Consider the following 18567-nt stretch of genomic DNA (forward strand, 5'->3'; position numbering starts at 1 on the left):
CCATGCCGGCCACGGCCACCCACCGCGCGATCGTCCGCCACGGCACCACCTGCCGCATCGAGGAGGTCCCCACCCCGGACCCCGGCGAGGGCGAACTCCTGCTCGCACCCGAGCACGTGAGCCTGTGCGGCACCGACATCCAGATCCTGCGCGGCGACCGCGACGACCCCTCACCCGTCGTCGGTCACGAGGGCGCCGCCCGAGTCGTCGCCGCCGGACCCGGCACCGACGGCTTCGCCCCCGGCGACCGGGTGCTCGTCAACCCCACCCACCCCGGTGACCCGTCCTTCCTCCTCGGCCACAATGTGCCGGGCCTCTTCCAGCAACGCGTGCTCATCGGCGCCTCAGCCGTCCGCGGCGGCCTCGTCTCCCACCTCCCCGAAGACCTGCCCGCCGCCCGCGCCACCCTCGTCGAACCGTTCGCCGTCGTCCGCTACGCCCTCGCCTGCCTGGCCACCTCGGCCCCCGACACCCTCGTCGTCCACGGCGACGGCCTGACCGGCAACCTCGCCGCCCTGCTCGCGCCCCGCTTCCTGTTTCCCACGGTCCGGGTCGTCGTGGTCCACCGCACGGAAGCCGGCCTCAAATGGACCCAGACCCACGCCCCTCACGCGGTGAGCGTCCTCGACACCGACCCCCTCGACCGGCACGTCACCGGCACCGCCGCGCTCCTGGTCACCACCCACCGCGGCGGAACCGTCCCCGCCGTCGAAGCCGCCGTCAGCGCCCTCGGTGAACGTCTCGTCGCCATCCACCCGCTCGGCGGCGTCCCGCCCCGCGCCACCACGCCCCTGCTGCCCGGTGTCGACCTCGACGGCGTCCGCCGCGCCAACACCGGCGGCCCCTGGCCCCCGGCCACCACCACCTTCGCCCGCCCCGGCCTGCGCGTCACCCTCAGCGGCAACCGTGGCGTCACCAACCCCCAACTCCTCGCCGCCGCCGAAGCCCTGCGCACCGACACGACCGCCGACCCGCTCCTCACCCACGTCCTGACCCTGGAGCCCGGCGTCCACCACCTCAACCGGATCATCGGTGACCGCACCCGCCTCGTCGACGACGAACTCGTCATCCGCCTCGTCATCGACCTGGGGAACGACTCCACGCACCAGGGAGCGGGATGAGAGCGCGGCGCCCCCGCGAAACCCGTTGGCGGACCGCGGTGACCGCTGCTACCTTCGCGGAGGCCGTGCCGGAGACGAGGAGGTGGTACCCGTGAACGCAGTATCGACATGGGTGCTCCCCTCCGGGGTCGCGGTCGGGCGATAGGTCGTCCGGGAGCGCCGTTCCAGCGCATTCCCGAAAGGCACGACCATGCGATTCACCTCCGAGCAGCGCCTCGACGACGGCGTCCTCGAACGCGAATTCACCCTCGGCGAGATCCCCGGCACCCTGTGGACCCCTGAATCCACCGCACCGGTCCCGCTGATCCTGATGGCCCACAACAACGGCCTGCCCAAGAGCCAGGACCGGCTGGTGGCCCGGGGCCGGCACACCGCGGCGAACGGCTACGCGGTGGCCACCATCGACGCCGCCGGGTGCGGCGACCGTCCCCGTTCCGCCGCCGACGAGCAGACCCGCGCCGACCTCCGCCGGGCGATGCAGGCCGGCGAGCCGGTCGACGAGATCTTCGAATCCCTCGTCGGCCCGCTGGTCGAGAACGCGGTCCCGGAATGGCGGACGACTCTGGACGCCCTCCTGGCGCTGCCCGAGATCGGCGGTCCGGTCGGGTACTCGGGGTGGATGGCCCTGGGTATCCGGCTGGCGGTGGTCGAGCCGCGCATCGCCGTCGCCGGTTTCTTCGCCGGGGGCTTCGTGCCCCGCGCCCAGCGCGAGGAGGCTCGTCAGGTCACCGTTCCGCTGCTGCTCCTGCTGCAGTGGGACGACGAGGGCAACCCCCGGCAGCGCGCCCTGGACCTGTTCGAGGCCTTCGGCACCAAGGAGAAGACGCTGCACGCCAACATGGGCGGACACACCGGCACCCCCTGGTTCGAGGGGGAGGACGCGAACCGGTTCTTCGGTCGGCACCTGAAGTGAGGCCAGGCCTTCAGGCAGGCATCGGCCGGTAGGCCGTCTCGGCTCGACCGCCGCCATCGAGGACGGGCCCCGGCTCTCCTCGATGGCCGCACCCGCCGGTCGGCCGGACGGCAGCGATCACGGACGGGCGCTGTCGACGGTGGAGGACGGCTCCCCGACCGGGAGGTTCTCGCCGTCCGACTCTGAGGTGTGCTGTGCCGAGGCGGCGGGTGCCGGTTCTCCGGTCCTTTGCCTCGGCCACCTCCTGCCGCGCCCGCCGGCGCTCGCACCAGAGCCCTTGTTCCGGTGGCCTTCGACGCGAGGGTCGTCCGTGACGTCGTAGCGCTTCACGTACGCCCCGAGGAACGCCTGGAGCGTGGCGACCGCGGGGATGGAGATCAGGGCGCCGGCGGCTCCGAGGAGGGCGGTGCCGGCGATGACCGATCCGAAGGCGATCGCCGGGTGGATGTCGACGCTCCTGGCGGTCAGTTTGGGCTGCAGGAGATAGTTCTCGAACTGCTGGTAGATCACGACGAAGACCAGCACCCACAGCGCGTACCAGGGGTCGACAGTGAAGGCTATGAGCATGGGCAGGGCGCCCGCGAGGTAGGTGCCGATGGTGGGGATGAACTGCGAGACCAGGCCCACCCACACGGCGAGCACCGGCGCGTAGGGAACGCCCAGCGACTCCAGCAGGATGTAGTGCGCTATGCCCGAGACGAGCGCCATCAGGGCGCGCGAGTAGATGTAGCCACCGGTCTTGTCGACGGCGATTTCCCAGGCGCGCAGCACCTCGGCCTGTTTGGCGGGTGGCAGGACGGAGCAGAGCGCGCGGCGCAGTCGGGGGCCGTCGGCGGCGAAGTAGAACGCGAACAGAGTGACCGTCAGCAGCTGGAAGAGTCCCCCGACGACTTGGGCGGAGACGTCCAGGACGCCGGTGGCGCCGTTCTGGACGTAGTTGCGCAGCCAGTCGGAGCGGAGCAGGCCCTCCTGGACGTCCACGCGCCGCAGCTGGGTGTTGAAGTGTGCGTTGATCCAGCTGATGACGGAGTCGAGGTAGGCCGGGAAATCCTCGACGATCTTGATGACCTGCTCGGCGAGCATGGAGCCGAGCAGCGTGACGAAGCCCGCCGTCACGACCACGAGGCCGAGGAAGACCAGGAAGGCGGCCAGTCCTCGGCGCACTCCCCGTGCGGCCATCCGGCTCACCGCGGGCTCGATGGCGAGCGCGAGGAAGAACGCGATGAGGATGTTGAGCAGCAGGCCGAGGAGTTGGTGAAAGGCCCAGTCGGCCAGTTGGAACACGGCGACAAGGGCCAGCGCGAGCACCATGGCGCGCGGCAGCCAGCGCGGCATCCGCGCACCCGGCCAAGGGGTTTGCCCGGGTGGAGGCTGGGGGCTCGGCGTCGTGTCGGAAGCGGATGCGGTCGGTGCGCCCTGAGCGGTCTCGTCTGTGCGTGCCACCGGGCAAGTCTCGCCCACGCCCCCGTACGGCCGGACGCCGCCCCGACCATGAGGGGAGGATGAGAAATTGTGTGACCCCGCTGCACCTGGGCAGACGCCGCCGTTATGAGCACCCCCCATGCGAGCACGGTGGACGAGGCCACGGAGCAGAGCCCGGGTGTGCGAGCGGCGCCTCCGCTCGCCCCCTCATCGGCGCAACCGCGCAGACAAGCGGGGCGGGGCTTTTCGTCGGCGCCGCGGGGTGGGCGGGTGGCGGGGCTGGACGGACTGCGGACGGTCGCCGTGGTGCTGGTGATCGTTTATCACGTGGAGCCGGAGCTGGTGCCCGGAGGGTCGGTGGGCGTCGACGTCTTCTTCACGCTCAGCGGATTTGTCATCACCCGGCTGCTGGTCGCCGAGTACGCCCGTAGCGGTCGCATCGCTCTGGGGGCGTTCTACCGGCGGCGGTGGCGGCGGCTGGGGCCCGCCATGCTGGCGATGTGCGCGGTCACGGCTCTGCTGTCCGTGGCGCTTCCGCTGCCGCTGTTCGACGGTGCGTGGGTGGCGGCGGCGCTGGCCGCGGTATCGGTGGTCAATCTCGTACGGGCGGGGGAGCCCGGGCCGTACTCGGACCTCACCACGTCACTTGCCCACACCTGGTCCCTGGGGGTGGAGGAGCAGTTCTATCTGGCCTGGCCGCTCCTGCTGCTCGTACTGCTGCGGTACGCGGCGGCGCGGACCGTGCTGGTCTGGGCCGCGGTGCTGTGCGTGCTGCCGGTGATCTGGCGGACGGCGCTCTGGGACCCCGCGGCGGCGCACCGCATCTACAACGGCCCCGACACGCGCGCCGACCAGCTCCTCGTGGGAGCTCTGCTTGCCGTCGTCCTGGCCCGACTGCGCGCGGACGACCCCCGACTGGCGCTGCTGCGCCGCTGGGCGGGACGGCTGTGCTGGCCCGCGCTCGCACTGCTGGGGCTGATCGCCTGGCGGATCCCGATCACCGGAGCGAGCGGATGGAACCCTTTCTGGTACACGGTCGGGTTCCTGGCCACCGCCGTGGTGTCGGCCACGGTGGTGGCCGCGCTTGACCTGTGCCCGGGGTCATGGCCCTCCCGTCTGCTGTCGACGTCCGTGCCGGCCTGGGTCGGACGCAACCTCAGCTATGGGATGTACCTGTGGCACTACCCCGTCATCCGGCTGCTCTCCGACCTCGGCGTGCGCGGCGACCGGCTGCTTCCCGCCGGCCTCGCGATGACGGCCGTGGCGGCCCTCGCCTCGTACGCCCTCGTCGAACGCCCCCTGCTGCGGCGCGACCCGCTCCGCGTGCGTCGATGGGAGCCGGCGGTCGCCGCGGAGCGTTCCTCCGCCTTGTGACCAGCCCCCGCGGCGTTCGTGGCGCCGGCATGTCCGAGGCCGGATCCACGGTGGAGGCCTCCTACACCTCGATGTGCGAGCCCATGATGACCGTGCGGTCGCGGGGGAGGCTGAAGTACTCGGCGGCGTCCGCCGTGATGTAGGAGGTGGCGATGAACAGCCGCTTCCGCCAGGGCGCCATCGTCGGCGCCTTGCCGCGCCGGAGCTCGATCTTGGACAGGAAGTAGGAGGCCTGGTCGAGTCGCAACGGCCCTTCGGTTTCGGCCGGGTCGAGCATGGCCAGGGTGCCGGGTACGTCCGGTGTCTCCATGTAGCCGAAGCGGGCGGTGACATGGACGATCCCGTCGTCGGCGTAGCCGAGGTCGTCCACGACGATCCGCTGCTCGGCGGGCACCCGGGGAACGGGCTCGGTCTTGATGGAGAGGATCACGACCTGCTCGTGCCGCACGTGGTTGTGCTCGACGTTGGCCCGCATGGCGAGCGGCGCGGTCTCCTTGTCCCGGTTGAGGAAGACGGCCGTGCCGGGAACCCGGCGCGTGACGCCCTCGCCGCTGCGGAGGTGTTCGACGAACTCCGGAAGTGATCCTTCGGCGCGGGCCCGCTGTTCGGTGACGAGTTCGCGGCCGCGCTGCCAGGTCGTCATGACGGTGAAGGCCGTGAGGCCGATGAGCAGCGGCAGCCAGGCGCCGTGCACGAGTTTGGTCATGTTGGCCGCCACGAACAGCAGGTCCACGAAGAGGAGCAGGCCTCCGCCGATGGTGATCAGCCACGTGGGCGTGCCCCACTTGGCGTGGGCGACGTAGAGGAACAGCAGGGTGGTGATGGTGATGGTGCCGGTGACCGCCATGCCGAAGGCGTAGGCCAGCTCCGCTGAGGAGCGGAAGGCGAAGACCAGGGTGAGGACCGAGACCATCAGCAGCCAGTTGATCCACGGGACGTAGATCTGGCCGATGGTCGATTCGGAGGTGTGCGCGATACGCAGCCTCGGCAGATAGCCCAGCTTGGCGGCCTGGGAGGCGACCGAGTAGGCGCCGGTGATCACGGCCTGGGAGGCGATCACGGTCGCCGCCGTCGCGAGCAGGACCATCGGCCAGCGCCCCCAGTCGGGCACGAGCAGGAAGAACGGGCTGCTGATGTTGTCCGGATCGTCGAGGATCAGGGCGCCCTGCCCCATGTAGCTCAGGACGCAGGCGGGCAGTACGAGGCACAGCCAGCCCCGGGTGATCGCCCGGCGGCCGAAGTGGCCCATGTCGGCGTAGAGCGCCTCGGCGCCCGTGACGGCGAGCACGATCGCGGCCAGGGCGAAGAAGGCGATGCCCCAGTGGCCGAACAGGAAGCCCCACGCATACGTCGGAGACAGTGCCCTGAGGATGCCCGGGTGGTCGGTGATGCCGACGACGCCGCACGTGCCGATGGCCAGGAACCAGACGATCATGACCGGCCCGAACACCCGCCCCACCGCCGCTGTTCCCCTGCGCTGCACCAGGAAGAGGAGCACGATGATCACGGCGGTGATGGGCACGACCGCGTCCGTCAGGGACGGCTCGACGACCTTGAGTCCCTCGACCGCGGACAGTACCGAGATCGCCGGAGTGATCATGCTGTCGCCGAAGAAGAGCGACGCGCCGAAGATGCCGAGCGCGGCCAGGACGACGGCCGCTTTGCGACCCCGCTGAGAGCTCCACCGTCGCAGCAGGGTGATGAGCGCCATGATGCCGCCCTCACCGTCGTTGTCGGCGCGCATCGCCAGCAGGATGTAGGTGACCGTGACGATGATCATCACCGACCAGAACACCAGCGACACCACCCCGTACACGTTGTCCGTGCTGACCGGGACGGGGTGCGGGTCGTCGGGGTTGAACACCGTCTGGAGGGTGTAGATCGGGCTGGTGCCGATGTCTCCGAAGACCACCCCGAGCGCACCGATGACCACGGCCAGGCGCACCGTGTCGCGCGCCCTCGTTCGCGATGCGGCTCCGTCGTCCGACTCGGTTCCCCGCCGGTGCTCGGCCATGGCACTCCTCCTCGTACGAGCCGCTGATCTGCGGATCCGGGGCATCGCAGCGGACGATACAGATCCCTCGGCCGGACGGTCGTCAGGGGCGGCACCCCTCTTCCCGGAGCCTGACGACGGTGCGCAGGACCGGCCCGCCGAGGACCACAGACCTTGCCTCTCCCGAGGTCAGGTGTTGCGCGGACCGCCGGAGGCTCGACGCCGCCGAACCGTGTACGCACCCGCCAGCGCAACGGCTCCGACGACCAGACCGACGCCGAGCACCACCTCGAAGTCGGCGGGCCCTGTGCCGCCTCCGACGCCGCCCTGGACACCGCGGGTGGGGAGAGCGGTGACCGTCGCCGCGGCCGCGGTGCTCCTGCGGGGGAGGATCTCGCAGGCGAGGCCGTCGTCCGGTCCCTGGTCCTCGTCCAGTCGGTACGGGTCGCTGGGGTTGCGGTCGAACTCCGCTTGCGCGTCCTCCTGGTAGGCGAAGTCACCGCAGTCGAGGTCCGCTTGGGCGTGTGCGAGGCCGGTGAGCGGGCCGGTGGCGAGGATGACTGTCGCCGCGAGGACGCAGGTGGTGCGTATGCCCATGAATGTCTCCTTGAGGGTGGTGGTCGTCACCGTGACCCTAGGAACGCGGTGCGTGTGCGGCGCGCGCTGCTCCGCTGAATGGCGGCGTGGGGTGCGGGGCGGAGAAGCAGCGCGAAGCTCGCTCGGCTGTGGCTCCCGGGCCCGGAAATGGGTGGACCTGCGGTGTTTGTTCGGCGCCCAGGCGTGTACGCGTAAGGCATGACCGAGTCGCAGCAGGAAACAGAGCGCAAGTACGAGGCCCCGTCGGCTGACGACACGACCTGGCTGCCCGACCTCGCCGGTGTGGGCGGGATCGTGTCCGTCGTGGAACAGGGCACCGAGGATCTGGACGCCGTGTACTACGACACCGTCGACCTGCGTCTGGCCGGCGCCTCGGTCACGCTCCGCAGAAGGACGGGCGGGACGGACGCGGGCTGGCATCTGAAGCTGCCGCTGTCGGGAGACAGCCGGGAAGAGGTGCGGGCCCCGCTCTCCGACACCCTTCCGGACTCACTGCGCGACCTGGCTCTTTCCCGTACCCGGGGGGCTGAACTGCGGCCGGTCGTCCGGATCCGTTCCACTCGTGGTGTACGGCAGCTCGTCGGTTCGCAGGGCGCCGTCCTCGCCGAGCTGAGCCTCGACGCGGTCCGTGCCGAGGCACTGCTGGCCACCGGCACACGGGCCGCCTCCTGGACCGAGATGGAGGTCGAGCTCGCCCCGGACGCCGATCCGGCCCTTCTGGACGTCGTGGACAAGACGCTGCGCAAGAGCGGCGTGCATCGTGCCGACTCCCCGTCCAAGCTGGCCCGGGCCCTGGAGGAGACGGCGGTGGGAGCGCCCCGGGTGCCGGACGAACCCGGCGGCGAGGCCGTGGTCCGCGGATCCGCCGGCGAAGCGGTCCTCGGTTATGTCGCCGAACAGATCCGCACCCTGGTGACGCTGGACCCGGCGGTGCGGCGTGATGTGCCCGACTCCGTGCACAAGATGCGCGTCGCCGCTCGTCGGCTGCGCAGTGTCCTGCGTTCCTACCGTCCGGTCCTGGACCGGAAGACCACCGATCCGCTCCGCAAGGAGCTCAAGTGGCTGGGCGGTGAGCTGGGCGCCGAACGTGACCAGGAGGTCCTGCTGGAACGGCTGCGTACGAAGATCGACGCGGTGCCGGACGAGTTGGCCTTCGGGCCCGTTTCGGCACGGCTGCAGATCTGGGACGCCGACAAGAGTTCCAAGGCCCGGCGCCGCACTCTCGAGGCCCTGGACTCGGACCGGTACCTCGCCCTTCTGGACTCGCTGGCGACGCTCACGGAACGGCCCCCGCTCCGCGCCAAGGCCGCCCGGAAACCGAAGAAGGTCACGGCCAAGGCCATCGTGAAGGAGTACGGCCGGCTGTCCGCCCGCATGGAACACGCGCTGGACCTCTCGCCGGGCACGGATCGCGACAGGGCCCTTCACGAGGCTCGCAAGGCGGCCAAAGGGACGCGGTACGCCACGGAGCCGGCGCGTGACGCCCTCGGGAAGCCCGCCAAGCGTCTCGGCAAGCGGGTCAAAGCTGTCCAGAAGGTGCTCGGGGACCATCAGGACAGCGTCGTGGCGCGGGACGCCCTGCGGAAGATGGCCCTGGCAGCCCACGCGGCCGGCGAAACCGGCTTCGTCTGGGGTCTGCTGTACGGACAGGAGCAAGCCGTGGCCGACCGGCGCGAGCGGGAGCTGCCGGCCGTATGGGCCGACGCGTCGAGGAGCGGCCTGCGCAAGGCGCTCGACCATTGAGCGGGCCCCCTCACCCGGGGCCTATCGGCGGCTGCGTACGAGGAGATGGAGGAAGTACGGCGTACCGATCACGGCCGTCATCAGACCGGCGCCGAGCTGGGCGGGCGCGATCACGGTCCGGCCCGTCAGGTCCGCGGTGCAGACCAGTACGGCGCCGAGGAGGACCGCGACCGGGACGACCCGGGCGTGCTGACGGCCCACTAGGGCGCGTGCCGCGTGGGGTGCCACCAGGCCCACGAAGCCGATTGTGCCCGCGGCCGCCACGGCGGTCGCGCTGAGTAGCACGCTCAGCGCGAGAAATCCCAGCCGGGCGCGGGACAGACCGAGCCCCAGGAGCCGGGGAGTGTCCTCGTCGAGCGATATCAGGTCCAGCTCGGTGCGTCGCAGCACCGCGACGAACACGCCCAGCGCGAGCACGATCGCGAGCGGTACCACGTCCGGCAGGGTCCGGCCGTAGGTGGACCCCGACAGCCAGGTCAGGGCCTTCGTCGCGTTGAACGGGTCGGTCAGGACGATGAGCAGGCTGATCAGCGCGGCGGTTCCGGTGGCGACCCCGAAGCCGACGAGGACCAGCCGGTTCTGCTGGAACCCGCCGCGCGCGGCGAGCCCGAACACGAGGACGGAACTGACCGCGGCGCCCGCGAACGCGGCACCGGCCAGGCTCCACGATCCGGCCACCGACGTCGTCGTGACCAGGAGTACGGCACCGAGCGCGGCCCCGCCGGAGACGCCCAGGATGCCGGGCTCGGCGAGCGGATTGCGGGTCACGGCCTGGACCAGCGTGCCGGCCAGCGCGAGGGCCGCGCCGGCGAGGAGCGCCGCGAGGACCCGGGGCACCCGGGTGTCCAGCACGAAACCGACGGTCCGTCCCGCCCGGCCCTGGGCCCAGTTGACCACGTCCCCGAGCAACAGCTTGCTGTCGCCCAGCAGTACGGCGGCGATCGTCACCCCGGCGAGCACGACCACCAGCGCGGCCGTGGTGGCGAGGAAGACGGCCCGGCTGCGGATGCGCAGCCTGTCGGACGCGGCGGCTCCCGCGCTGTCCCGCACACGCGTCGCCATCACGATCAGGAACACCGCGCCGACCAGGCTGGTGGCCACTCCGGTCGGTACGGCGACCGCGACGTCCGCCGGCACGAAGGTCCGCAGGAGCACGTCCGAGCCGATGACCAGCACCGCGCCCACGAGCCCCGCGACGGGAAGGGCCGCACGGGTCTTGGTGAACGGGCGGATCCTGCGGGCGAGGGGGCGGACGAGGGCGGGGGCGCACAGGCCGACGAAGCCGATCGGTCCGGCGAGGGTGACGGCGGCCGCGGAGAGCAGTGCCGCGAGGACGACGGTGGTGAGTCGGGTGGCGCGGACAGGGACGCCCAAACCGCGGGCGGCGTCGTCGCCCAGGCCCAGGGCGTCGATGCGGCGGGCCAGCAGGAGCAGCCCGGCCAGGCCGACGAGACCCACCGGTGCCATCTGTACGACGCCGTCGAAGCCGTTCTGGGCGATGCTGCCCTGGTTCCACTGATAGAGGCCCTCGGTCTCCTGCGGGAACAAGAGGAGCAGCCCCTCGGTGATGGCGGTGAGCCCCAGGGCGAGGGCACTGCCGGCGAGGACGAGCCGGACGGTGCCCGCCCCCAGGCCGGACAGGCCGAGCACGACGGCCGCCGCCGCGAGACCGCCGACGAACGCGACGCCGGAGGAGGCGAGCAGCGGGAGCGAGACGCCGGTGACCGCGGCCAGACCGAGCGCCAGGTAGGAGCCGGCGTTCACCGCGAGGGTGTCGGGCGAGGCCAGGACGTTGCGGCTGACCGCCTGCAGGGCGGCGCCCGCAACGCCGAGCACGGCCCCGACGAGCAGCCCCGCGGCTGCTCGTGGCAGCCGGGAGGCGATGACGACGGACGCGTCGGCCGGATCGGCCCGGCCGATGAGCGCCTTGCCCACCTCCCCGGCGCCGACGGCGGCGGTCCCCTGTGTGATGTCGACGACCGCGAGGGCCGCGACCAGCAGGACCAGTGCGGCCGTCACCGCGGCCGCGCCCGTCCGGGACGTGGCCGTCGGCGGACGGGTGGCGGGAGTTGTCGCGGTGACGGCCATGGTGTTACTTCGTCAGCTCGCCGACGAGGGCGTCGATGTAGGCCTCCATCGACTTCTGGCCGCCGAACATCCAGATGCCGTCGGGAAGTCGGTGGACGTTGCCCTTCTTCACGAGCGGCAGCGTGGTCCACACCTTGTCCTTGGACAGGGAGCCGCCCGCGGTGAACGGCGTGCTGCTCTTGTCCCCGTCGTTGGCGATGTAGGCGAACCGCACGTCGTCGCCCAGCTTGGTGAGGCCCTCGACATCGGTGGTGCCGAGCCCGTAGTCCTTGTCGCCCTTGACGGTCCAGGCGTTCTTCAGACCGAGCCGCTCGTTGACCGCGCCGATGAGCGAGCCGCTGGTGAACGGCCGGATCGAGACCTGGTTGGAGATGTCGTAGCCGTCGGCGAAGGCGACCTCCGCGCCACCGAGACCGGCCTCCGCGAGGGCCTTCTTGCCCTCGGAGACCTTGGTGTCGAACTCCTTCTTGAGCGCGTCGGCACGGTCGGTGGTGCCCGTGGCCTTGGCGATGAGGTCGAGGTTCTCGGTCATCTGCCCGACCGGGTCGGAGGCGTTGGCGGAGCGCACCTCCAACACCGGTGCGACCTTGCGCAGTTGCTTCACGGCGGCCGGCGGCAGATCGGTGCTGGCGACGATGAGGTCCGGCGCCAGGGCGGCGATGGTGTCCATGCTGGGCTCGCCGCGGGTGCCGATGTCCTTGGGCTCGTTCTTCAGCGGGACCACGGAGTCCCACGTCTTGTAGCCCTTGACGTCGGCGACGCCGACCGGGTCGACACCGAGCGATATCAGCAGCTCGACTTCGTGCCACTCGGTTCCGATGACCTTTGTGGCCGGCCCGTCGAGTTCGACCTTCGCTCCGGAGGCATCGGTGAGCGTGATGGGCTGGGCGCTCTTCTTCGCGTCGGAGCTGTCGGCGGCGGGCTCGGTCGTGCCGCAGGCGGTCAGGGCGAGGGCCGCGGCGGTGGCGGCCGCCGCGGTCGTCAGCAGGCGTCTCATGAGGGTGTGGTGAGCCTTTCGCTTCGCGTGTGGTGCCGGCCGACCGCGCGGGTGCGCAGTCGGCCCGTGACGGGGTCGGTGTCGACTTCGACGCGGATGCCGTACGTGTCGGTGAGGCGCCGGGGTGTCAGGACGTCCTCGGGCAGGCCCTCGGCGATGACCCGCCCCTCGTGGAGCAGAGCGATCCGGTCGCCGACGGCCGCGGCCTGGTCGAGGTCGTGCAGGACGGCACCGACGGCGATCCCGTGCTCGTCCGCCAGGTCGCGGATCAGGTCGAGAAGCTCGATCTGGTAGCGCAGGTCGAGGTAGGTCGTCGGCTCGTCGAGAAGGAGTACGCCGGTCTCCTGCGCCAGACAGGAGGCGAGCCATACGCGCTGGAGCTGCCCTCCGGACAGGTGCTCGACGCCACGCCCTTCGAGTTCCGTGACGCCCGTCATGGCGAGCGCGCGGTCCACCGCCGCCCGGCCGTCCGGATCCGTCCTGCCCCAGCGGCCCCGGTACGGGTAGCGGCCGAATTCGACCACGTCCCGCACGGTCAGCCCACTGGGAGTGGGGCGCCCCTGCGTCAACAGGGCGACATGGCGCGAGAACTCACGGGAGGTCAGGGCGAGGCCGTCGACGTCCGTGTCGATGACGAGCGTGGCGGACCGAGGGCGCTGAAGCCGCGCGAGCGTCCGCAGCAGCGTCGACTTGCCGCTCCCGTTCGGTCCGACCAGCACGGTCACTTCGCCGGGCCGCAGCGCCAACGCCGCGCCGTGCACGACATCCACGCCCTCGTACGCCACGGTGACATCCGTGGCCGACAGTTCATGACCGCGGGTACGCCTGACCGCGGAGTTCTCTTCACCGACATTCACGCGGTGAAGGTTAGCCTAACCTTACTGCTCGATGGGAAGGGGTTCGAAGCGGGAACGCACAAGCCGAAAACCCGCCGGCCTCGGGCAACGGTCGTGAGCGACCGGGCGCGCGCCTCCAGAAGACCGGATCATGATCGCATCCGGGCTCGTGAAAAAGGCTTTGAGCGAGCCCGCACCCCGCTGCTACGTTCGCGGTGGACCGTGAAGTCGTCGTATGGAGGTGAGCCCCGTGAACACAGTTACCCGTGGGTGCTCCCCCAACCCGTCACGGTCCGGCGGCTGACGTTCGGTGTCGCCAGGAGCGCCTGAGATCGAGGCACTCCTGGAGGGAGACTCCGATGAACACAAAACCTTTCACCTCCGGCCTGGGCGAGAACGCCGTGATGATCACGCGCGTCGCGGACAGGCAATGGCACGCACTGGATGACGACCTGGTGGTCGGCCGCGGGCATGCCGTGCACCGGCCCGACGGACGCTTGTTCGTCAGCATCGACGCCTGGCACGACGCCGCCTTCGACCGCCTCGCCGAGGCGATGCTGACGCAACTGCCCGCGCCACTGCACACGGTGGTCGACGAAGCCGACGTCGACGTGATGGCCGGCTGGCGGCGGGCCGGGTTCACGATCCGGCGCCGCGAGTGGGAGTACGCCGTGCCGACCGACCCCCGCACCACGGGGCTCGACGCAGTCCTGCCGCCGCCGGGCGTGACGATCGTGCCCGCCGGACAGGCGGATGAAGACCTGCTGAGGGCCGTGGACCGCGCGATCCGTGACGAGGTCGAGGCGACCGTCGGGTGGCAGTCGATGCCCGCGGAGGTGATTCCGCGCCCCGAAGGCGACACCATCGTCGACCCGTCGAAATACGCGGTCGCCGCGGCGCCCGGCCGCTACCTGGGCCTGATCCGGGTGGTGACGGTGATCCGGCCGCGCATCGGGCTGATCGCGGTCCGGGCCGGCGAGCAGCGCCGCGGCATCGGGCGGGCACTGCTGGCCCACGCGCTGGGGACGCTGCACCGCTCCGGGTTCACCGAGGCCTGGACCGAGGTCCAGGAGACCAACCACGCGGCCTCGACGCTGTTCGAGGGCATCGGCGCCCGGCCGATGAGCAGCAACCTGGAGCTGGTGCGATGACGAGGAACAAGAACGTCATCGAGGTCGAGGGCAAGGTCGTCGAGTGCCTGCGCAGCGCCATGTTCACCGTGCAGCTCGAGAACGGCCACCAGGTGCTCGCGCACATCAGCGGGAAGATCCGCAAGAACTACATCAAGATCATGCTGGAGGACCGGGTGCTGGTGGAACTCCCGCCGTACGACCTGACGCGCGGCCGGATCGTGTTCCGGTACCGGAACTAGCGGCGGCCGGTATCTTCCGCGACAACTGATCCCACGGCCCCGGTCACCGCGCTCGCGTGACCGGGGCCATGGAGCGGGCGCAGGACGGAACAGGTCTCCGTGCGACGCGTCCGGATGGCTCAAGTGAGGGAATCCAGCCCATCGCGAACGGCGGATCTGTGCCCGGCTATGGTGGCCTCGCATGACCCATACCGAGATCGAGATCACGGCGGAGCTGGTCCGGGACTTACTGCGCGCCCAGCACCCGGACCTGGCCGATCACCCTCTGAAGCTCGGCGCGCGGGGGTGGGACAACCAGCTGTGGCGCCTCGGTGACGACCTCGCCGTCCGGTTGCCCTGGGCGACGCAGTCCGCGGACGACCTGCTGCGCAAGGAGCACACCTGGCTGCCGGCGCTCGCCCCGCACCTACCGCTGCCGGTCCCGGTCCCGCAGCGCCTCGGTGAGCCCTCCGAGCGGTTTCCGCGGCCCTGGATCGTCACCACCTGGGTGCCTGGCGAGCCCGCCGACCGCGCCCCGGCCACGCGCGCCACGGAAGCGGCCGACACCCTGGCCGCCTTCCTGACGGCTCTGCACCGACCCGCGCCCACAGGGGCGCCCGCCGGCCGCGACCGGGGAGGGCCGCTGGCCGACCATGCCGAGGGGTTCGCCAAGATGTTCGCCTCGGCCACCGAGCTGGGGCTGATCCCCGACCCGGACGCCGTCCGCGCGGTCTGGGAAGACGCCGCCGCGGCCCCCGACTGGGCGGGCCCGGACCTGTGGCTCCATGGCGACCTGCATCCGGCCAACGTCCTCACCGCGGACGGCACCATCTGCGGTGTGATCGACTTCGGTGACCTCTTCGCCGGCGATCCCGCCTGCGACCTCGCCGCCCCTTGGATACTCCTGCCGGACGGCGCCGTCGACCGCTTCTACGACAGCTACCACCCGAACCCGGACGCCGCGACCCTGCGCCGCGCCCGCGGCTGGGCAGTGCTGCGTGCCCTCGCCTGCATCCACATCGCGGACGCCGGCGACCACGGCCGCCCCGGCGGCAAGCCCACCTGGGGCCCGCCCGCCCACGCCGCACTACGCCGCCTGACCGCGACGGCCCACCGCTGACCCCACCCAGGGCCCAGGTGAACTGGCCCCTGCCGACGTGGATACGACTCCGGCCCCCTTCCAGTGAGGAAGGGGGCCGGATCCTTGGTAGCGGGGACAGGATTTGAACCTGCGACCTCTGGGTTATGAGCCCAGCGAGCTACCGAGCTGCTCCACCCCGCGTCGGTACGCACAGCCTACGCCATCCCGGGGGCGGAGATTCACCAACGCCCCGGCATCACGGCGAGGGGTGCGGTCGACACCCCAACCGGGCCGCAGTCAGGCGTAATTGAGTGCGCTGGTGACGTCCTTCGGTCAGAGCCGGCGGCCGTGTGCGGGGCAGCAGTGGGGCCCGCCGGAAGAAAATATGCGCACGGATGTCGATCCAGGCAGGCTGTGTTCGACGCAGGGGTGAGAGAAGGCCATCAACACGAGAGGTGAAGGCCATGCCCAAGGTCCGGGTACACAACGTGACGATCTCCCTCGACGGCTTCGTCGCCGGCACGAACCAGCGACTGGACGCCCCCTTCGGTGACGGCGTCGGCTGGGGTGACGAGCTGCACAGCTGGTTCGTCTCCGCGATGGAGGACTCCGCCGCGGGCAAGACCGGAATCGATGTCGACTACTTCGTCCGCGGCGACCAGAACATCGGCGCCACGATCATGGGGCGGAACATGTTCGGGCCGCAGCGCGGGCCGTGGGAGGACGAGGCCTGGAAAGGCTGGTGGGGCGACAATCCGCCCTACCACCACGACGTTTTCGTGCACACGCACCATGTGCGCCCCGCGCTGGAGATGGCCGGCGGAACCGTCTTCCACTTCACCGACGAGCCGGTGGAGACGGTGCTGCAACGTGCTTTCGACGCCGCGGACGGCAAAGACGTCCGGATCGGCGGGGGCGCGGCGGTCATCCAGCAGTATCTGCGCGCCAGGCTGATCGACGAGCTCCACCTGGTGATCGCGCCGATGCTCATCGGACGTGGGGAGCGGCTGCTCGAGAATCTGGGGGAGGGGATCGACGGCTACCGGGTGGCCGAGCTGGTCGGCTCCCCGACCGTCACACACGCCGTCCTGGTCCGCCGCTGACACGCCCGGAAACGGTGGCGGCGCTCGCCCCGGCCCTGCTCGTGCCGGCCCGGGCGGGCGCCTGAGGGTGCCACCGGGACGAGGCCCCGGCAGCCCGATGGTGTCAGGGGGCGGGGTGCCGTACCCGGTCGGCGATGTCTTGTGTCAGCTCGACGTGATCGTCCTCAAGGTTCCACTTCCCCTTGCGGTAGGCCTGGTTGCTCACCCAGAACACCATCGTGTCGTCGCGGTGGAACTCCGCGACGGTCGCCAGGGACCAGTCGTTGCCCCCGTCGTGCCAAGCGAACCGGTCATCGTCGGAGTCGATGACGACCCAGCCGTACCCGTAAGCACCGTCCACCTCGGGCACCCGCACGTGTGGGGCGAACAGCTTCAGTTTCGCGGCGGTGGACAGCACGGTTTCGCCGGTGAGGACGCGGTGCCAGTGGAACATGTCGCGGGCGGTGGTGAGCATGCCGCCGTTGCCGCGCAGATTCCAGTACGGCCCGTCAGGCGCCCACGGGTGGTCCATCGGCCGTCCCTGGGAACGTCCGTGCCGGTCGTACTCGACGGCGACCTGCGCGCGCTGCCAGTCGGGCAGCACGTAACCGGTGCGGGTCATCCCGGCGGGCCGGAACAGGTGCTGGGCGAGGAAGTGTTCGTAGCTCTGCCCGGAGACCTTCTCGATGATCGCGGCGAGCAGGCTGTAGCCGAGGTTCGAGTAGTGGAACTCCTTGCCGGGAGCCGATTGCAGTGGGGTCTTCATCGCCTGGGCCAGCATCTGCGCGCGCGTGAGCGGGTCGTAGTCGTCGCCGAGCGACTGGGGCAGGCCCGCCGTGTGGGTGAGGAGCTGGTGCAGGGTGATGTCCTTCTTGTCGCCGGGCACGCGCCCGAGATACGTGCCGATCGGGTCGCCGACGTGGACCTTGCCGTTCATCTCCAGCTTCAGGATCGCCGCCGCGGTGAACTGCTTCGTGATCGACATGACGTCGTACACGGTGTCGCAGGTCGCGGGGGTCTTCGCGGCATGGTCGGACAGTCCGCGCCCCGCGCAGTGCGTGAGCCTGTCCCCTCTCGCGGTGGCCACCGTGATGCCAGGCCCCTCGGGGAGTGCCTCATCGAGGAAGCGTTCGACGGCCGGGTCGATCGTGTCCCGCGCCGAGGCTGCTGCCTCCTTCCCGCCGCCGGTCCCTGTTCCGCCCACGGTGTGGACATCCGAGCACCCGACGAGTGCGAGCACGAGCAACAGCACGAGGGAACCGGGGAGAGCCACGCATGCCTCCAAGACAACGACGACGACAGATGTGAGGCCGAGGCTGACCGCCGCTCCCCGGCCCCTTCAACACAGGGGCTGTGCGAGCTTGTGCGAGTTCCTGTACGCGCAGGTCAGCGTCGCCCACCCCATCGGAGGGACACCCCTGTGACGCCACCGCCCGTGCCGACCCCCACCGCAGGAGAGGCCGCGTTCATGGCCGAGTTGCGCCGTCTCAAGGCCTGGTCGGGCCTCAGCTACCGGGAGTTGGAGCGCGCGGCACACGCCGAGGGCGAGGTGCTCCCGTACTCGACGGCGGCGACCATGCTCCGCCGGGATCGCCTGCCGCGTGAAGCCGTTCTCGTCGCCTTCCTCGTCGCCTGCGGCCTCGGCGCCGAGGACACCCGGCAATGGGTGGCCACCCGCCGGGAACTCGCGATGGGCGCGCGGCCTCTCCCCGCACCGGCCCCGCAGCCGCCCGTGCGGCGAGGCCGACCGCGCCTGCTGCTCGCGGTCGCCGGCGCCGCAACGGCCGTCGCGTTCCTGGCCGGTGTGAGCGCGACGGCGATCGGCACGCTGACGGTGCAGGAGGAGCAGACGGTGGAGCACACAGGACAGCCCTGAAGACCGCTTGCGAGGCACGCCCTGACGCATACGGGCCCGCGTGTCGAGACTTCGGGTGGCCTTCCGGCCAACTTCAGCCGGCCTACTGCCGTA

The 18567-nt window shown here is 70.9% G+C and carries 16 protein-coding genes and 1 tRNA gene; 9 read left to right on the top strand and 8 right to left on the bottom strand.

All coding sequences use genetic code 11. From position 1 onward, the window contains the following. Positions 1-2: 2 nt before the first annotated feature. A complete protein-coding gene (locus ACIOHP_RS43185; RefSeq protein ID WP_401896202.1) occupies positions 3-1121 on the top strand; it encodes an alcohol dehydrogenase catalytic domain-containing protein in 1119 nt (372 codons plus the stop codon). Positions 1122-1311: 190 nt separating this feature from the next. Further along, entirely contained in the window at positions 1312-2034 is a 723-nt protein-coding gene (locus ACIOHP_RS43190) for a dienelactone hydrolase family protein (RefSeq protein WP_401896204.1), read from the top strand. Positions 2035-2151: 117 nt separating this feature from the next. On the opposite strand, the gene ACIOHP_RS43195 is transcribed toward ACIOHP_RS43190, so the two are convergent. Then, entirely contained in the window at positions 2152-3477 is a 1326-nt protein-coding gene (locus ACIOHP_RS43195) for an AI-2E family transporter (protein ID WP_401896206.1), read from the bottom strand. Between the two features lie 249 nt (positions 3478-3726). On the opposite strand from ACIOHP_RS43195, the gene ACIOHP_RS43200 reads away from it, so the two are divergent. After that, positions 3727-4830: an acyltransferase family protein gene (locus ACIOHP_RS43200; protein WP_401896208.1), complete on the top strand. Its 1104-nt coding sequence runs from the start codon at positions 3727-3729 to the stop codon at positions 4828-4830. Between the two features lie 61 nt (positions 4831-4891). On the opposite strand, the gene ACIOHP_RS43205 is transcribed toward ACIOHP_RS43200, so the two are convergent. Together ACIOHP_RS43205 and ACIOHP_RS43210 are read right to left on the bottom strand one after the other, a co-directional pair. Then, positions 4892-6844: a potassium transporter Kup gene (locus ACIOHP_RS43205; protein WP_401896210.1), complete on the bottom strand. Its 1953-nt coding sequence runs from the start codon at positions 6842-6844 to the stop codon at positions 4892-4894. Between the two features lie 168 nt (positions 6845-7012). Next, positions 7013-7420, bottom strand: a complete 408-nt coding sequence (locus ACIOHP_RS43210) for a hypothetical protein (protein WP_401896212.1) — start codon at positions 7418-7420, stop codon at positions 7013-7015. A 198-nt stretch (positions 7421-7618) separates the two neighbouring features. Between ACIOHP_RS43210 and ACIOHP_RS43215 the strand changes: the two genes are divergently transcribed. Next, on the top strand, positions 7619-9163 hold the full coding sequence (locus ACIOHP_RS43215; RefSeq protein WP_401896215.1) for a CHAD domain-containing protein: 1545 nt from the start codon (positions 7619-7621) through the stop codon (positions 9161-9163). A 21-nt stretch (positions 9164-9184) separates the two neighbouring features. Here ACIOHP_RS43215 and ACIOHP_RS43220 read toward each other — a convergent pair whose 3' ends face one another. The 3 genes from ACIOHP_RS43220 to ACIOHP_RS43230 are packed head-to-tail and all read right to left on the bottom strand — an operon-like array spanning position 9185 to position 13105. Beyond that, entirely contained in the window at positions 9185-11251 is a 2067-nt protein-coding gene (locus ACIOHP_RS43220; protein ID WP_401896217.1) for an iron ABC transporter permease, read from the bottom strand. Between the two features lie 4 nt (positions 11252-11255). Continuing rightward, entirely contained in the window at positions 11256-12248 is a 993-nt protein-coding gene (locus tag ACIOHP_RS43225; RefSeq protein WP_401896219.1) for an iron-siderophore ABC transporter substrate-binding protein, read from the bottom strand. Continuing rightward, complete coding sequence (locus ACIOHP_RS43230) at positions 12245-13105, bottom strand: ABC transporter ATP-binding protein (RefSeq protein ID WP_401896220.1); 861 nt, start codon at positions 13103-13105, stop codon at positions 12245-12247. Before ACIOHP_RS43230 ends, ACIOHP_RS43225 begins: the two co-directional genes overlap by 4 nt. A gap of 338 nt (positions 13106-13443) precedes the next feature. On the opposite strand from ACIOHP_RS43230, the gene ACIOHP_RS43235 reads away from it, so the two are divergent. From ACIOHP_RS43235 to ACIOHP_RS43245, 3 genes are all read left to right on the top strand, one after another. Next, complete coding sequence (locus ACIOHP_RS43235; RefSeq protein WP_401896221.1) at positions 13444-14235, top strand: GNAT family N-acetyltransferase; 792 nt, start codon at positions 13444-13446, stop codon at positions 14233-14235. Then, positions 14232-14456 (top strand): translation initiation factor IF-1, encoded by a 225-nt coding sequence (infA, locus tag ACIOHP_RS43240; RefSeq protein WP_232648077.1) that lies wholly within the window; start codon positions 14232-14234, stop codon positions 14454-14456. The genes ACIOHP_RS43235 and infA overlap by 4 nt, the downstream gene beginning before the upstream one ends. Positions 14457-14637: 181 nt before the next feature. After that, complete coding sequence (locus tag ACIOHP_RS43245; RefSeq protein WP_401896223.1) at positions 14638-15555, top strand: aminoglycoside phosphotransferase family protein; 918 nt, start codon at positions 14638-14640, stop codon at positions 15553-15555. 85 nt (positions 15556-15640) lie between these two features. On the opposite strand, the gene ACIOHP_RS43250 is transcribed toward ACIOHP_RS43245, so the two are convergent. Further along, positions 15641-15717, bottom strand: a tRNA-Met gene (locus ACIOHP_RS43250). A 263-nt stretch (positions 15718-15980) separates the two neighbouring features. On the opposite strand from ACIOHP_RS43250, the gene ACIOHP_RS43255 reads away from it, so the two are divergent. Beyond that, a complete protein-coding gene (locus ACIOHP_RS43255; RefSeq protein ID WP_401896224.1) occupies positions 15981-16619 on the top strand; it encodes a dihydrofolate reductase family protein in 639 nt (212 codons plus the stop codon). A gap of 103 nt (positions 16620-16722) precedes the next feature. Here the strand turns inward: ACIOHP_RS43255 and ACIOHP_RS43260 are convergent, their stop codons facing one another. Further along, on the bottom strand, positions 16723-17871 hold the full coding sequence (locus ACIOHP_RS43260) for a serine hydrolase domain-containing protein (protein ID WP_401896226.1): 1149 nt from the start codon (positions 17869-17871) through the stop codon (positions 16723-16725). Between the two features lie 147 nt (positions 17872-18018). Between ACIOHP_RS43260 and ACIOHP_RS43265 the strand changes: the two genes are divergently transcribed. Beyond that, positions 18019-18474 (top strand): hypothetical protein, encoded by a 456-nt coding sequence (locus tag ACIOHP_RS43265; protein WP_401896228.1) that lies wholly within the window; start codon positions 18019-18021, stop codon positions 18472-18474. Positions 18475-18567: the final 93 nt, after the last annotated feature.

Source organism: Streptomyces sp. NPDC087859, assembly GCF_044742595.1.
In the GTDB taxonomy this organism is placed as follows: Bacteria; Actinomycetota; Actinomycetes; order Streptomycetales; family Streptomycetaceae; genus Streptomyces; species Streptomyces canus_F.

Coding starts and splice junctions, on each gene's coding strand:
- ACIOHP_RS43185 (WP_401896202.1), top strand. CDS start 3: ATGCCGGCCACGGCCACCCACCGCGCGATCGTCCGCCACGGCACCACC.
- ACIOHP_RS43190 (WP_401896204.1), top strand. CDS start 1,312: ATGCGATTCACCTCCGAGCAGCGCCTCGACGACGGCGTCCTCGAACGC.
- ACIOHP_RS43205 (WP_401896210.1), bottom strand. CDS start 6,844: ATGGCCGAGCACCGGCGGGGAACCGAGTCGGACGACGGAGCCGCATCG.
- ACIOHP_RS43210 (WP_401896212.1), bottom strand. CDS start 7,420: ATGGGCATACGCACCACCTGCGTCCTCGCGGCGACAGTCATCCTCGCC.
- ACIOHP_RS43215 (WP_401896215.1), top strand. CDS start 7,619: ATGACCGAGTCGCAGCAGGAAACAGAGCGCAAGTACGAGGCCCCGTCG.
- ACIOHP_RS43220 (WP_401896217.1), bottom strand. CDS start 11,251: ATGGCCGTCACCGCGACAACTCCCGCCACCCGTCCGCCGACGGCCACG.
- ACIOHP_RS43225 (WP_401896219.1), bottom strand. CDS start 12,248: ATGAGACGCCTGCTGACGACCGCGGCGGCCGCCACCGCCGCGGCCCTC.
- ACIOHP_RS43235 (WP_401896221.1), top strand. CDS start 13,444: ATGAACACAAAACCTTTCACCTCCGGCCTGGGCGAGAACGCCGTGATG.
- infA (WP_232648077.1), top strand. CDS start 14,232: ATGACGAGGAACAAGAACGTCATCGAGGTCGAGGGCAAGGTCGTCGAG.
- ACIOHP_RS43245 (WP_401896223.1), top strand. CDS start 14,638: ATGACCCATACCGAGATCGAGATCACGGCGGAGCTGGTCCGGGACTTA.
- ACIOHP_RS43255 (WP_401896224.1), top strand. CDS start 15,981: ATGCCCAAGGTCCGGGTACACAACGTGACGATCTCCCTCGACGGCTTC.